Genomic DNA, 14,967 nt, shown 5'->3' with positions numbered 1-14,967 from the left:
CTTATCACGATACTCATGTATATAAATTTAAAAGCGGGGAGGATGAGTCATGCCGGCACGCACAGGCAAGCAGTATTTGGAGGCGCTGGAGGCGGCGAAAAACAACATATGGATTCATGGACAAAAAGTAGAAAAAATAACGGAGCATCCAGCCTTTCGCAATATCGTTCAAAGCATGGTAAATCTGTATGATCTTCAGCATGAAAAAGCAGATAAAATGCTTTACACATCTCCTACGACGGGAGACAAAGTCGGCCTGTCGTTCATCGAGCCGAAAACGAAAGAAGATTTAATGGCACGCCGCGAAATGATTACGGAGTGGGCGCATTATTCGGGTGGAATGATGGGGCGTTCCCCTGATTATTTGAATACAAGCATTATGGCGTTCGGTACGGCGTCGTCTTTTTTCGCGCAGGCCGATCCTCGCTTCGGCGAAAACGCGCGCAGCTATTACGAATATTGTCGGGAGAACGATATTAGTCTTACCCATACATTGATCCATCCGCAGGCTAATCGCTCCAAAATCCAGTCCGAGCAAAAAGATCCATATTTATCAGCCCGTATTACGGAGAAAAACGCGGATGGTATCGTAATTAATGGTTGCCGTCTACTCGCTACGCTGGGCGGGGTCACGGACGAAATTGTTGTGTTTCCGTCCACGCTTAATAAAGGCAGTTCCAAAGATGATCCGTACGCGTTCGCGTTTGCGATTCCGAACAATACGCCGGGGCTGAAATTTATTTGCCGTGAGTCCTTTGACTATGGGAGAAATCAATGGGATCATCCTCTAGGCGCCCGCTTTGACGAGAGTGATGCAATTGTAGTGTTTGAGAATGTATTGGTACCTTGGAACCGCGTATTTGTTTGTGAAAGTACGGATATTTGCAACCGAACGTATGTGGAGACGAATGCCGTCGTTCATATGACTCACCAGGTCGTGGCGAAAAACACAGCCAAGACAGAATTTGTTCTTGGCGTTGTGCTGAGCATTATTGATGCCATCGGTATCGAACAATTTCAGCATGTCAAGGAAAAAGCGGCCGAAATCATGATTGTGCTTGAAACGATGCGTTCTCACCTGTACCGCGCAGAACAAAACGCCGCTATCGACAAGTACGGCAATATGACGCCGGATTTTGCGCCACTTAACGCCGCTCGCAACTGGTATCCGAAAATATACCAGCGCATGGTAGAAATTATCCGCATTCTCGGAGCGTCTGGTTTGATGGCTATTCCGACAGAAGCAGACTTTAACAGCGAGGAAATTGGCCATCTTGTGCACCGTTACACCCAGGGAGCCAACATTGACGGTTATGAACGCGTTCAACTGTTCCGCCTTGCTTGGGATATTTCCATGAGCGCGTTCGGCTCGCGCCAGGCGTTGTACGAATATTATTTCTTCGGCGATCCGGTTCGCATGTCGAATGTGTACTATGACATATACAACAAAGAGCCTTATAAAGCAATGGTCAAAGAGTTTCTCAACCGGGTGAAAAAATCGACTCGAAATTATACTAAAGTGTAAAATGTAAGCGTTTTATAGGGCTGGTGAAAAGCTGATTCGTCTTTTCGCTAGTCCTCTTTAAAAAAGGAGGAATGAAAGCGTGATCGGTTTTGACATTATCCGTTTGGCTCACGCCGAATTTAATGTGACGGATTTGGAGAGAGCGCGCGATTTTTACGTGAATGCACTTGGGTTTATCGAAACGGAAGCGGATAGTAACCATATTTATTTGCGGGCGATTGAAGATGGAAATCACCATTGCCTAGTGCTAACAAAAGCCGATACGCCAAGTTTGAATCATATCGCTTATCGCGTTGGTTCCGAAGAGGAGCTTTACAAACTGGAAGCATTTTTTCAGGCTCAAAATTTGCCGATGCGCTGGGTGGAAAAAGACGAAGAACGTGGGCAAGGGCGCGCTCTTCGTATCCAGGACCCTGCAGGGTTTCCAGTGGAATTTTTCTTTGAGATGGAAAAAGCGGAGCGCATGCTGCAAAAATTTAATCAACATACAGGCGCTAAAATTAAGAGAATTGATCACGCTAATTGTTTGGTGACAGATATTTATTGCATTCATAAGTGGTATATGGAAGAATTAGGGTTTAAATGTTCCGAGTACACGGTGGTGGGCTCAGCTGAAAACGAAAGGCTTTGGGCCTCTTGGCTTCACCGGAAGCCGAGCGTACATGATTTGGCGCTGGTTAACGAACGCGGGCCGCGCCTACACCATATTGGTTTCTGGGTGGATGACGCCAAAACGATCCTGGACGCTTGCGATTATCTGGCCGCTTCTGGCTACGCGCTACATATTGAGCGGAGCCCGGGTCGTCATGGTACATCCAATGCATTTTTTGTCTATGTGCGTGATTGGGACGGACACAGGCTTGAGCTTTATACAGGTGATTATTTTACGAATGATCCGGATTGGGAACCGATCAAATGGCATCTGGAAGATCCGCAGCGCGCGACATTCTGGGGTACGGAGCCGCCGCAAACGTGGAAAAAAGAAGCGATGCTCGTCCAGAATATCCTGACAGGGGAGTTAGTGGAAGTGAAGGAACCGGTATCCAAAAAAGTGACAAAATAATAGAAATAATAAACGAAGAGGGGAGCTTTTGCCGTGAAGAGGTTATTTGTTCTTATATTGAGTCTGATATTCGCATTTTCTATTGTGGGATGCGCGGGCAAAAGCAGCGAAACGAACGCCGACCAAAACAAAAAGGCGTCGGAAAACAGTGAGCCGATTAAGATCGGCGGCGTATTCTCGGCATCCGGAAGCGCGGCTTCTCTTGGCAAACCGGAGATGGATACGCTGAAAATGATGGCGGATAAAGTGAATGCGGAAGGTGGCATTAATGGGCGGAAAATCGAAGTGGTCGCCTATGATGACAAGTCTGACCAGAACGAAGCGGTCATAGCGATTAAGAAGCTGATTGAACAGGATAAAGTGGTAGCCGTTATCGGGGGAACGATATCCGGAAATTCGCTGGCGATGATTCCGCAGGCGGAAAAAGCGAAAATTCCGTTTATCTCGGTCGCGGCCAGCAAAAATATTAATAAGCCGGTGAAAAAGTATGTGTTTAAAACCGCGCAAGGCGATGATGTTGTCATTCCGCGCGTCGTTGAATACTTAAAATCTCAAAATCTTACAAAAGTGGCGTGGCTAAGTGTAGATAATCCTTACGGTTCAAGTGGAAAAGAAGAATTTGTGACGTTGGCGAAAGATGCAGGCATTGAAATTGTCAGCTCAGAAGTGTTTGAAGCTACAGTTAATGATGCGAAGCCGATGCTGACACGTGTAAAGCAAAAAAATCCACAGGCGATTGTGATCTGGGGAACCGCTCAGGAGTCGGCAATAGTAACAAAAAATGTGCGGGAGCTTGGTATTCAGGTGCCAATTATCGAATCTCACGGTATTGGAAACAAGAAATTTATCGAACTTGCGGGTGAAGCAGCAAACGGTGTCATCTTCCCGGCAGGCCGCCTGCTCGTTGTGGATCAGGTTCCAGCCGACAACAAGCAAAAGCCGGTGCTTGAAACGTATATGAAAATATTTCAAGAAAAATACAACTATGCACCGAGCACATTTGGTGGCCATGCCTGGGATGCGTTTGAAATTTTAATTGCTGCCATTAAAGCGGCAGGAGATGATCCGGAAAAAATTCGTGCGGCCATTGAAACAGGCACCAAAGATTTTACAGGCATTACCGGGACATTCAATATGTCCGTGGAAGACCATAACGGTTTGCAGTCTGATTCGCTTGCCATTATTGAAATTAAAGACGGAAAGTGGACGTTAAAAGACAACTAGAAAAGCACAGGAGGCTGATTCGCTCTCTGGCCGTTACGTGGGAGGAACCAGCCTTTATTTTCATACGGTCGGACGGATAGCGTAAATAAGTAGACAAGGAAGTGAATCATACATGGGAGACATGAGCCAAATTGTTCAGCTGCTTTTTTCCGGGTTGACCATTGGCAGCATCTACGCTTTGATTGCGATCGGTTTTGTTATTATATACAACATTACAGGCGTCCTCAATTTCGCACAAGGAGAGTTCGCTATGTTTGGGGCGTTGATTTGCATTTCGCTTGTAGGGACAGGGATGCCTTATTTACTTGCAATTTTACTGAGCATTGTGGCAGTTGTTATGATTGCTGCTATGTTTGAGCGCGTAGCGATTTATCCGGCGCGCCATTCGAGCGTTCCGACGCTAATTATTATTACGATCGGCGTATCCATCGCGCTGCGCGGTATTGCCTTGTTTATTTGGGGGACGGATCCGTATCATCTCATTCCGTTAACAGCGGGAGACGCTTTTAACCTTGGGGGGGCAATTATTCAGCCGCAAAGCTTGTGGGCGATCGGCATTTCGGTCATTAGTCTTGTTTGTATGTATATATTTTTTGAAAAGACGTTCATTGGCAAAGTGGTTACCGCGTGTGTTGTTAACCGTTTCGCGGCAAGGTTGATGGGAATTAGGCCGGAGAAGATGTCGCTTATTTCCGTCAGTGTAAGTGGAGGTCTCGGTGCTCTTGCCGGGATCATTATCGCGCCGATTTCCGGCGCGACGTACAACATGGGATTGATGCTCGGAATCAAAGCGTTCATCGCCGCGGTAATCGGTGGTTTATCCAACGCTCCAGCGGCGATTATTGGTGCGATGATTATCGGACTTTTGGAAGCGTTCACAGAAGGATTATGGACGACAGGATTTAAAGATGCAGTAAGTTTCGGCATCTTGTTGCTCGTACTGTTCCTGTTGCCAAACGGCATTTTGGCCAAATCTTCTGGAAAACGGGTGTAGAAGGAGGATGCGTGATGAAAACAAATATCAAGCTGATTTACAGCCGCAGCCTCAAGGGGCCGCTTGTTCTTACGTTCGTTTTGCTGGCCCTGCCTTTCTTGATTCCATCCCCTTATTTTTTGGGCATGATGGTATTGATCGGGTTTTATACGATTGTGGGAACGGGATTGTCTATGCTTATGGGATATGCCGGCCAAATCTCGCTTGGCCATGCGGCTTTTTACGGTGTAGGAGCTTACACATCAGCGATTTTGACGGCCAAGATGGGAATGCCTGCCCTTGCCGGGATCGCTGCCGGCGCGCTCGTGGCGCTCATCATTGCGTATATTGTCGGGGTGCCGACATTGAAGCTCACTGAACATTATTTGTCGCTGGCCACGCTTGGATTTGGTGTCATTGTGTTTATTTTTTTTAAGCAGCTCAAAGGGTTAACCGGAGGATTGGATGGATTTTTCGGCATTCCGCCGCTTGAAATTTTCGGTTTTGAATTTACGACTGATTTCGCTTACTACTATCTTGTTTGGCCGCTTGCGATTTGCAGTATTTTGTTTGCACGCAACGTGATTCAATCGCGCGTTGGTCGTGCGCTCCGTTCCATTCATGGCAGTGAGACTGCATCCAGCGCTCTTGGCGTCAACACCCAGAAATACAAGTTGCAAGTGTTTATGATGAGCGCTGTATATGCCGCGGTCGCTGGCAGTCTGTACGCGCATTATGTTACATTCATTAGCCCGCAGCTATTTGAGGCGATGGCGTCGATTCATTTCCTCATTATGGTGATTATCGGCGGCATGGCGAGCATATGGGGCGGTATGGTTGGTGCAGCTGTATTCGTTTTTTTAAGCGAAGGGCTGAAAGAGGTGATCCCGCTTGTCATGAGCAATGCAAGCGGTGAATTCGAGATTGTTTTTTTTGGGGTATTGTTAGTAGCTCTTCTGATTTACATGCCAGAAGGACTTGTACCGGCACTTTCTAAAACATGGAAGAATCTTAGGAGAAAAAAGGACAGCGGCGGTCAGAACAGCAGGAATGCGCACATGGAACTTGAAGACGAGAAGGAAGTTCAGGTGAGCATGGTCGGAGGTGGTGAAAGATGAACCAGGCAGCACCATTGCTTGAAGTGCGCAATCTGACCAGAAGCTTCGGCGGTGTTATGGCAGTACATGATGTTTCATTTGACATTTTTCCTGGGGAAATCGTCGCTGTTATCGGGCCGAATGGCGCCGGCAAAACGACGCTTTTTAATATGATTACGGCTATCCTTCCCGCTACGTCAGGTTCCATTCGTTTTTACGGCCAGGAACTTATCGGAAAAAAAACGTTTGAAATCGCACAGATGGGAATTACACGCACATTTCAGAATCTGCAAATTTTCGACAATATGTCGGTCATTGAAAATGTGATGACCGGCATGCACATCCGTGGTAAAACCGGTTTGCTTGGCGCAGGGTTTCGCCTTTCGCAGGTGGCAAGAGAAGAACGGACGATGTTGGAAAAGGCGCTGGAATATCTCGAAGCTGTCGGGATGGCGCATAAAGCGTATGAAAGCGCGGCTATGCTTCCATACGGTAACCAGCGACTTGTCGAGATTGCGCGCGCAGTTGCTGCGGACCCGAAACTTATCTTACTCGATGAGCCAATGGCAGGTCTTAATCCAGAAGAGTCACGTGAATTGGTAGATGTTATTTTAAAAATGCGAAATAAAGGTATGACGTTTCTGTTTGTGGAGCACGACATGGAAACCGTGATGTCGACCGCCGACCGGATTGTTGTGCTTGATTACGGAGGCAAAATTGCGGAAGGAACTCCGGAGGAAATCTATAATGATCCGCGTGTCATCGCGGCCTACTTGGGAGATGAGGGGGGTTTGGAATGTTAGAAGTAACGAATTTGCATACGTATCACGGGTACCTTCACGTGCTGCGCGGCATTCATTTTTCGCTGCAAAAAGGCGAGACTCTGGCGATTGTTGGTTCGAACGGCGCTGGCAAAAGCACGTTGCTCGGAACGCTTGCGGGTATTTATGCTCCGCAAGCAGGAAATATTGTTTTCGAAGGCGAAGATATTTCAGAGTTGCGTGCCGAGCAGGTTGTTGCGAAAGGAATCGCTCTTGTTCCGGAACGGCGGCAAATCTTCGATTCTCTTTCAGTAAAAGACAATCTCATTCTCGGTTCCTATCACCGCTTTAGACGCGACAGGCAACAAGTGTTGCGCGATTATGAAAAAATGTTGCACTTTTTTCCGCGGCTTCAGTCAATGCTAGATCGCCCGAGCGGTTTGCTGAGCGGGGGAGAACAGCAGATGCTTGCCATTGCGAGAGGGTTGATGGCGAATCCGAAACTTCTTATGCTTGATGAGCCGTCGCTCGGGCTTGCTCCGCTTATCGTTAAAAGCATCATGGAAATTTTACAGCAATTGAAACAAGAATTCGGAACGACTATTATTCTGGTAGAACAAAACGTAAGAGCGGCGCTCGGCATCGCGGATTATGCTTGTGTACTGGAGAGGGGACAGATTGTTATCAGCGGAGCCGCGCAGGAAGTAGCGGAGAACCCAGCGGTGCGCGACGCCTATCTCGGCAAAGGCAAAAAAGCGATGTAATACAAAGGAGTGGTTATCATGGCAAAGAAAACGGAAGCGCCTACAACTTTAACAGAACAACAAATGGCCCTGCTCAATGAAGAAACGCTTGTGCTCTTAAGTACGGTAGACGCGGAGACACAGACGCCTACCGTTAACGCGATTTCCTGGGTGAAAGCGCCATCCGAAAGCAAAGTTCGCTTTTCCGTTACGAACTCTTCCCGCATCGTTACGAACGTGAAAGCGAACCCGCGTGTTACCCTGTGTGTCATTGGTCTGGAAACGGTTTATTCCATCGTTGGTAAATGCACGATCCTGGAAGAAAAGATGGAAGGTGTGGCTATGCCGCTCGCAAAGATTGAGGTTGATATCTCTGCCGTTTATGACAGCATGTTCTGGGGCGCAAAAATTACCCAGGAACCGAAATTTGAAAAAACGTATGACCTAGAAAAAGCGAAAGCATTGGACGAACAAGTATATACCGCGATGCTTAAATAAGAAGAATGCTGGAAAAAGCGAAGCCGAAACGGTTTCGCTTTTTTTGGTTCATATGGGCACAGAACGGGAACAACATATAATGTGATGGTTTTTGCAAGAATACGCAAGAAAGAAAGGATGGCTTATGATGGCAGAACAAAAACAGGCAGATACATTGACGTCAATGGCTCCACAACACGGATATCTTCAGCCAGATATTGAATCGAAAATGTCTCCACGGCCAAATGCGGAGGACTATAACTATAAAGGCAGCGGCAAGTTAGCAGGCAAAGTGGCGCTCATTACGGGAGGAGACAGCGGCATCGGGCGCGCGGTTGCCATCGCGTACGCCAAAGAAGGGGCGGATGTGTGCATTATGTATTTAGAAGCGCATAGCGATGCGGAAGAAACGAAGCGTCAAGTAGAAGAGGAAGGGCGCAGAGGCTTGCTCATAGCTGGCGACGTCGGCGATGAGAAGATTTGTCAGAATGCGGTTCAGCAGGTCATTAACGAGTTTGGTCGCTTGGATATTCTTGTAAACAATGCGGCTGAGCAGCATGTGCAGAACAGCATCGAAGATATTACATCGGAGCAGTTGCATCGGACGTTTCAGACAAATATTTTTTCCATGTTCTATTTAACGAAAGCGGCGTTGAAGCATTTAAAACCTGGGAGTTCAATTATCAACACGGCTTCAATTACCGCCTATAAGGGCCATCCGTTACTAATCGACTACTCTTCTACTAAAGGGGCAATCGTTACGTTTACCCGTTCTCTGTCTCAGTCGCTTGTTAACAAAGGCATCCGGGTAAACGGTGTGGCGCCGGGGCCAATTTGGACTCCGCTAATTCCTTCGACATTCCCACCGGATAAAGTGGAGAAGTTCGGCAAAGACACGCCTATGCGGCGTCCGGGTCAACCGCAGGAGCTGGCACCAAGCTATGTATTTCTTGCTTCGGATGACTCTTCTTACATTACTGGGCAAATGATTCATGTCAATGGCGGGATTATTGTGAATGGATAACGCGGGAAATGTATCGTCCGGTTTTTACGGCTCCACAAGAAAATATTCCAGCTTGTTTGTCGGAGAAGCAGATTTACGATGGGACACCAGACCCAGGGTGTCCCATCATTTGCTTTTCGGCACTCTTTGTTATTGCAGCAAGTTATCCTAGTGAAATTTATATCTTTCTGCTCCTTTTTCAACCTTTTCCTATGATTTATAATAATTCGCATGAAAATATTTGCGATATTTTATGTTACATTCTGCACAGTCAGAAGCTTTCCCTGTCTATTATTAATAATACTGCTGCTTTTGCCGGTAAATTGCTCGTTTGCAGCATCTGAAAGAAGTGTCGGCGCGACGGAAGAAGCGAACCATTTAACTTTGAACAGCGAATCGGCTATCCTTGTTGATTCACGTTCTGGGGATGTGTTATATGAAAAGAACGCGGATCGCGCAATGGCACCAGCCAGTATTACAAAGATCGTAACCGGCATTATTGCTTTGGAATATGGGCGGCTTAACGATAACGTAGTGGTGTCTCGAAATGCGCGTGAAGCGGAAGGGACGCGGATTTTTCTGGCTGAAGGAGAACAAAAACGGCTTGAAGATTTAGTATACGGTCTTTTGCTGAATTCGGGAAACGACGCTGCTGTGGCAATTGCTGAACATATTGACGGAAGCGTTGCGGCGTTTAGTCAACGAATGAATGAATTTGCTGCTTCGGTCGGAGCGCATCATACCCATTTTACCAATCCGAGCGGTTTGTATGAAGAAGACCATATAACAACCGCTTCCGATATGGCCAAAATTACGGCCCATGCAATGAAAAATGAAAAGTTTCGACAAATCGTCCGGACGCGGGTAAAACCGTGGGAAGGAAAAGAATGGAAGAGCAAGCTGATCAATCATAACAAAATGCTTGTATCTTATCAGGGAGCAAACGGTGTCAAAAACGGGTATACCACTCAATCAGGGTTTACGCTTGTAGCGTCAGCCGAGCGCGAAGGGACGGAATTTATCGCCGTGTTAATGAAAGCGGATGGTGACAGGCAAATTTATAAAGACGCGATCAAACTGCTTGATTACGGATTTAAAAATTATAAAACCGTTCCTGTGCTACAGGCAGGTGCAAAGATTTCGGAAGGCGGAGAACGTTACCGGATCAGACAAAACGTTTACGCTTCCATTCCAAAAGAGGATCATTTTCGCGTCCATGTAAACGGAGCAGACGGTCTAATTGTTGAAACTGATTCCGGAGTGGTAAGAGAGTATCCATCGGTACTTATGAGGGAACAACATCTCCAAATCGCGGATCCCGATAGAAAGATGGAGAAGATCAGTTCGTCCGGAGATAAATATCAAAGCTTACCCGAATTTTTGATGTTGTGTTTCTGGCGATTGATGATTTTTTTCATGTGCTGGATGGTGATTTTGTTAATAAAGAAAAAACAGGTCTAATTTCTCGCTTGTCTCTATAAATATTATAGGGACAAGTTTTTTTGTAATATGTAATGAATAAGGAAAACATGTATGTTGTTTGATTGCAGAGATCAATGATCAATCAAGGAAAAAATTTAAAAAATATGGAACTAATTCTCATATGTGCTCGTCAATATTAGTGAAAAAATAAGAGGGAGGAAGAAGCATGAAAAAAGAAAAGAAGTGGACAAGTTCTTTGCTGGCGGTATCCCTCATCGCGGGCGGGATATTGCCTTACAACGTAATGGCAGCAGAGGTCAAAGCGGATTCAGCAACACCTTTCGTCCAATCACAACCGATAAAAACAGCGAAAATCTCGCGTGAAGAGGCGCTGCGCATTGCACAAACGGTGATATCCATTCCAGCTGGGTACAGGAACGACCAAGTAGAATTAGAAAACAATAAAGCGATAGGTCGTACGCTTTGGCACTTATCCTGGAATTTGGGGCAACCGGGAGACGATTACGGCCATATTAACATTTTGATTGATGCACAAGATGGAACGATACTAGGCATGGATCGTTGGTCGCGCGATATGGAACGGAGGAATGTTTTACCGGGCAAGATTGATACGGCAAATTTGCTAACGGAAGCGAAGGCATTTGTTTCCAAGCATTATGGTGCATATGCGAATGAACTAAAATTTGATGAGACATCGCTGGACAGTTTCAAACGTGGAGTTTCTGGCATGGAGAATACGCTTGTTTTTACGCGTCAGCATGACGGAATCCCGGTATTTGACCAGGGCGTACGCTTTACATACGACAAGAGAGGAAAGCTGCAGAGGCTGGAATTTAACTGGCATAATAAGCTACAGTTTGAGAGCAATAAAGGCATAAAGAGTGAAGCTGAGATTTTGCAAAGTGTTGAGCGAGATTTAGAACTGGAACTGGCTTATTTGCCGAATGGATCACGTCCGGGCGGAAAGATTGCGCTTGCATATGCGCCAAAATTAAAAACGTCAAATGACACATACAGTGTCATTCCGAACTTTATTATTGACGCAAAAACAGGCAAACAGCTTTCCATGGTAGATGGGAAAGAGCTGACGAGCGCTTCCGGATTGAAAAGCGTACTTTCCACGAGTCCGACTTCTCCTCCCGCCAATATGCACTTGAATGAAGCGGGAGCAATAGAAAAAGTAAAAGAATTGGGTTTAGTTGATAAATCTCTAGAAATTCAGCAAAGAAGCTACCGCGAAGAAACTTCTCCTTATGAAAGGAAAATATGGGAGCTTTTTTGGCAGAGTAAAGACGGTTCTGACAAGCACATTTATGTATCGTTAGATGCGCAGACTGGGGAATTAATCAGCTTAAATCGGTATGATACAAGATACGGCATGAAAATGGAAAAGCCGGAGCAAGTGAAGGTGAATGTGACAGCACAACAGGCGGAAAAAACAGCGGAGGCTTTTGTTAGAAAGGTGCTTCCGGGACGTTTGAGTAACCTGTATACGATGGAAGCTTCTCCAAATTATTTCGGAACAGACACAAACAAAATTATGAGTTATGACGTTTCATTCGTACGCAAGGAAAATGGGATCCGGGTAGTGGGAGAAGGAGCGACGGTTACTGTAGACGCCGAGACGGGAGAAATTGTGAATTACAATATGAACTGGTCCAAATCTGAGCTTCCGGATATCGGTACTATAATTTCCCCTGAGCAGGCGAAAAAGAAGATTATGTCTTTATTGAAAGCGGAGCTTGGCTATTATACATTCCCCCCGTTTTTCTCTCTTTCAGCTGATCAAATCCGGAAAGCGAAGCCTGTATACCAGATCAGCATAAAAACAAAAGGGCAGACAGATGATGCAGGCTTAAGCTATTTGGATGCAAAAACCGGAGAATGGAAATCAGATGGTATTCAGAAAATCAATGATTCTACGCAACCTGTGACCGATATTGCCGGTCATCCGCTTCAAAAAGAATTGCAGGAGATGGTGGATGCAAATCTGCTTGAAGTAAAGGATGGTAAAGTAAACCCGGATCAAAAACTGACTCGCGGAGAATTGCTGAAAGTGTTTTACATAGCAGCGCGCCAACCGTACGATTATTACAACCCGCAGCAAGACTCTTTCTTCTCGGATGTTAAGGAAGAAAGCGAGTATAGACAGGCGGCAGAATGGGCTTTGCAAAATCGCTTGCTGTCGAGAGAAGACAAAATGCTGCGCCCGAATGAGCCGGCCACCCGTGAATTTTTGGCGGAACTGATTGTCAGGGGATTGGGATACGACAAACTGGCAGCGAAAGAGGGAGTATTTGAAAGCAAATTCAAAGATGAGGCTGCGATTCAGAAAAGAGGAAACGCTGCCCTTGTTACTCGTCTTCATATCATGGAAGCGAATTCCAAAGGCGAGTTTGAACCTGCACGCCAGGTGACGAAAGCGGAAGCAGCAGTAGCAATATACCGGTATTTACAAACAAAAGAATTGTTTGCTGACTAAGAGCGACAGTCTGGCGTTGGTTTTGGCGCCAGACTGTTGTTGTCTTTTTCCGGGGCTGGTTCACCGTTGAAATTCGGGGAAATGAACGGCGGCAAAATACAGCATTTGTTTTTATGTCGTTAGTATCCTATGAGACAACCTTGTTCCAGTTTTATTTATATAAAAAAGTAATTGCTTTTACGTAAGAATCGTGATATATTTTCTCTTGTCGATTCGAAAAAATAGCTTTTATATCCAGAAAATAAACATCCCTAAATTAAGTTAAAAAATGCTTGTAATTTTATCAGGGATGTAATAAAATATAAAAGTCACTGATAAAAAGTGATAGAAACAGAAGTTCCTTGAAAACTGAACAGTGACACTCGTTTGTGTGCGAGGTAAATATCCCATGAAAGTGAAGGTCAGCTTCAAAGTTGATTTCAGGCACTTTTATGGGGCCCGAAAAACATTCTTTCTTTATGAGCTAGCTTACGAGCTTGCGTATCAATCTTCAACTTTTTTGGAGAGTTTGATCCTGGCTCAGGACGAACGCTGGCGGCGTGCCTAATACATGCAAGTCGAGCGAACCGATGGAGTGCTTGCATTCCTGAGGTTAGCGGCGGACGGGTGAGTAACACGTAGGCAACCTGCCTGTACGACCGGGATAACTCCGGGAAACCGGAGCTAATACCGGATAGGATGCCGAACCGCATGGTTCGGCATGGAAAGGCCTTTGAGCCGCGTACAGATGGGCCTGCGGCGCATTAGCTAGTTGGTGGGGTAACGGCCTACCAAGGCGACGATGCGTAGCCGACCTGAGAGGGTGAACGGCCACACTGGGACTGAGACACGGCCCAGACTCCTACGGGAGGCAGCAGTAGGGAATCTTCCGCAATGGACGAAAGTCTGACGGAGCAACGCCGCGTGAGTGAGGAAGGTCTTCGGATCGTAAAACTCTGTTGTCAGGGAAGAACCGCCGGGATGACCTCCCGGTCTGACGGTACCTGACGAGAAAGCCCCGGCTAACTACGTGCCAGCAGCCGCGGTAATACGTAGGGGGCAAGCGTTGTCCGGAATTATTGGGCGTAAAGCGCGCGCAGGCGGCTTCTTAAGTCAGGTGTGAAAGCCCACGGCTCAACCGTGGAGGGCCATCTGAAACTGGGGAGCTTGAGTGCAGGAGAGGAGAGCGGAATTCCACGTGTAGCGGTGAAATGCGTAGAGATGTGGAGGAACACCAGTGGCGAAGGCGGCTCTCTGGCCTGTAACTGACGCTGAGGCGCGAAAGCGTGGGGAGCAAACAGGATTAGATACCCTGGTAGTCCACGCCGTAAACGATGAGTGCTAGGTGTTGGGGAGTCCACCTCCTCAGTGCCGCAGCTAACGCGATAAGCACTCCGCCTGGGGAGTACGGCCGCAAGGCTGAAACTCAAAGGAATTGACGGGGACCCGCACAAGCGGTGGAGCATGTGGTTTAATTCGAAGCAACGCGAAGAACCTTACCAGGGCTTGACATCCCGCTGACCCCTCCAGAGATGGAGGCTTCCTTCGGGACAGCGGTGACAGGTGGTGCATGGTTGTCGTCAGCTCGTGTCGTGAGATGTTGGGTTAAGTCCCGCAACGAGCGCAACCCTTGTCCTTTGTTGCCAGCATTCAGTTGGGCACTCTAAGGAGACTGCCGTCGACAAGACGGAGGAAGGTGGGGATGACGTCAAATCATCATGCCCCTTATGTCCTGGGCTACACACGTGCTACAATGGACGGTACAACGGGCGTGCCAACCCGCGAGGGTGAGCCAATCCCTAAAAACCGTTCTCAGTTCGGATTGCAGGCTGCAACTCGCCTGCATGAAGCCGGAATCGCTAGTAATCGCGGATCAGCATGCCGCGGTGAATACGTTCCCGGGTCTTGTACACACCGCCCGTCACACCACGAGAGTTTGCAACACCCGAAGTCGGTGAGGTAACCTTCTGGAGCCAGCCGCCGAAGGTGGGGCAGATGATTGGGGTGAAGTCGTAACAAGGTATCCGTACCGGAAGGTGCGGATGGATCACCTCCTTTCTACGGAGTCTCGGCACGCACGAGCATTCACTGTTCAGTTTTGAAGGAACTTCGTTCCTACAAAAAGAAAATATGAAGACGACCGATGAAAACATACAATGTTTTGTTAGAATGTCGGTATTTTCATTTACATTGTGGG

12 protein-coding genes, 1 tRNA gene and 1 rRNA gene (1 of these 14 cut by a window edge) are annotated in these 14,967 nt (G+C 47.0%); all 14 read left to right on the top strand.

The genetic code is table 11. The features are described from left to right. Nucleotides 1–49 precede the first annotated feature (49 nt). Nucleotides 50–1,525, top strand: coding sequence for a 4-hydroxyphenylacetate 3-monooxygenase, oxygenase component (gene hpaB, locus ACH33_RS14085; RefSeq protein WP_057899589.1), 1,476 nt, complete (start codon nucleotides 50–52; stop codon nucleotides 1,523–1,525). An 82-nt stretch (nucleotides 1,526–1,607) separates the two neighbouring features. Then, entirely contained in the window at nucleotides 1,608–2,588 is a 981-nt protein-coding gene (gene hpaD / locus ACH33_RS14080; protein ID WP_057900396.1) for a 3,4-dihydroxyphenylacetate 2,3-dioxygenase, read from the top strand. Between the two features lie 33 nt (nucleotides 2,589–2,621). Then, the gene (locus ACH33_RS14075) at nucleotides 2,622–3,812 is read left to right on the top strand and encodes an ABC transporter substrate-binding protein (RefSeq protein WP_057899588.1); all 1,191 of its coding nucleotides are present in this window, start codon (nucleotides 2,622–2,624) and stop codon (nucleotides 3,810–3,812) included. 112 nt (nucleotides 3,813–3,924) lie between these two features. Further along, entirely contained in the window at nucleotides 3,925–4,806 is an 882-nt protein-coding gene (locus ACH33_RS14070; RefSeq protein WP_057899587.1) for a branched-chain amino acid ABC transporter permease, read from the top strand. Between the two features lie 14 nt (nucleotides 4,807–4,820). Then, nucleotides 4,821–5,903: a branched-chain amino acid ABC transporter permease gene (locus tag ACH33_RS14065; protein ID WP_057899586.1), complete on the top strand. Its 1,083-nt coding sequence runs from the start codon at nucleotides 4,821–4,823 to the stop codon at nucleotides 5,901–5,903. Continuing rightward, nucleotides 5,900–6,685, top strand: a complete 786-nt coding sequence (locus ACH33_RS14060) for an ABC transporter ATP-binding protein (protein WP_057899585.1) — start codon at nucleotides 5,900–5,902, stop codon at nucleotides 6,683–6,685. Before ACH33_RS14065 ends, ACH33_RS14060 begins: the two co-directional genes overlap by 4 nt. Further along, nucleotides 6,679–7,407, top strand: coding sequence for an ABC transporter ATP-binding protein (locus ACH33_RS14055; RefSeq protein ID WP_057899584.1), 729 nt, complete (start codon nucleotides 6,679–6,681; stop codon nucleotides 7,405–7,407). Before ACH33_RS14060 ends, ACH33_RS14055 begins: the two co-directional genes overlap by 7 nt. A gap of 18 nt (nucleotides 7,408–7,425) precedes the next feature. Further along, nucleotides 7,426–7,884 (top strand): pyridoxamine 5'-phosphate oxidase family protein, encoded by a 459-nt coding sequence (locus ACH33_RS14050; RefSeq protein ID WP_057899583.1) that lies wholly within the window; start codon nucleotides 7,426–7,428, stop codon nucleotides 7,882–7,884. 127 nt (nucleotides 7,885–8,011) lie between these two features. Then, nucleotides 8,012–8,887: an SDR family oxidoreductase gene (locus ACH33_RS14045; RefSeq protein ID WP_057899582.1), complete on the top strand. Its 876-nt coding sequence runs from the start codon at nucleotides 8,012–8,014 to the stop codon at nucleotides 8,885–8,887. 8 nt (nucleotides 8,888–8,895) lie between these two features. After that, nucleotides 8,896–9,210, top strand: a complete 315-nt coding sequence (locus ACH33_RS19705; protein WP_162265041.1) for a hypothetical protein — start codon at nucleotides 8,896–8,898, stop codon at nucleotides 9,208–9,210. Beyond that, nucleotides 9,179–10,327 carry a D-alanyl-D-alanine carboxypeptidase family protein gene (locus ACH33_RS14040; protein WP_057899581.1) on the top strand — a complete coding sequence of 383 codons (1,149 nt, stop codon included), beginning with the start codon at nucleotides 9,179–9,181 and terminating at the stop codon, nucleotides 10,325–10,327. Before ACH33_RS19705 ends, ACH33_RS14040 begins: the two co-directional genes overlap by 32 nt. 187 nt (nucleotides 10,328–10,514) lie before the next feature. After that, complete coding sequence (locus tag ACH33_RS14035) at nucleotides 10,515–12,791, top strand: YcdB/YcdC domain-containing protein (RefSeq protein ID WP_057899580.1); 2,277 nt, start codon at nucleotides 10,515–10,517, stop codon at nucleotides 12,789–12,791. A gap of 496 nt (nucleotides 12,792–13,287) precedes the next feature. Further along, nucleotides 13,288–14,828 (top strand): 16S ribosomal RNA (locus ACH33_RS14030). A gap of 136 nt (nucleotides 14,829–14,964) precedes the next feature. After that, nucleotides 14,965–14,967 (top strand) — tRNA-Ala (locus ACH33_RS14025) (it continues 73 nt past the right edge of the window).

This window comes from Aneurinibacillus sp. XH2, from assembly GCF_001439585.2.
Classification (GTDB): domain Bacteria; phylum Bacillota; class Bacilli; order Aneurinibacillales; family Aneurinibacillaceae; genus Aneurinibacillus; species Aneurinibacillus thermoaerophilus.
This window is presented reverse-complemented; position numbering and strand designations above follow the sequence as displayed.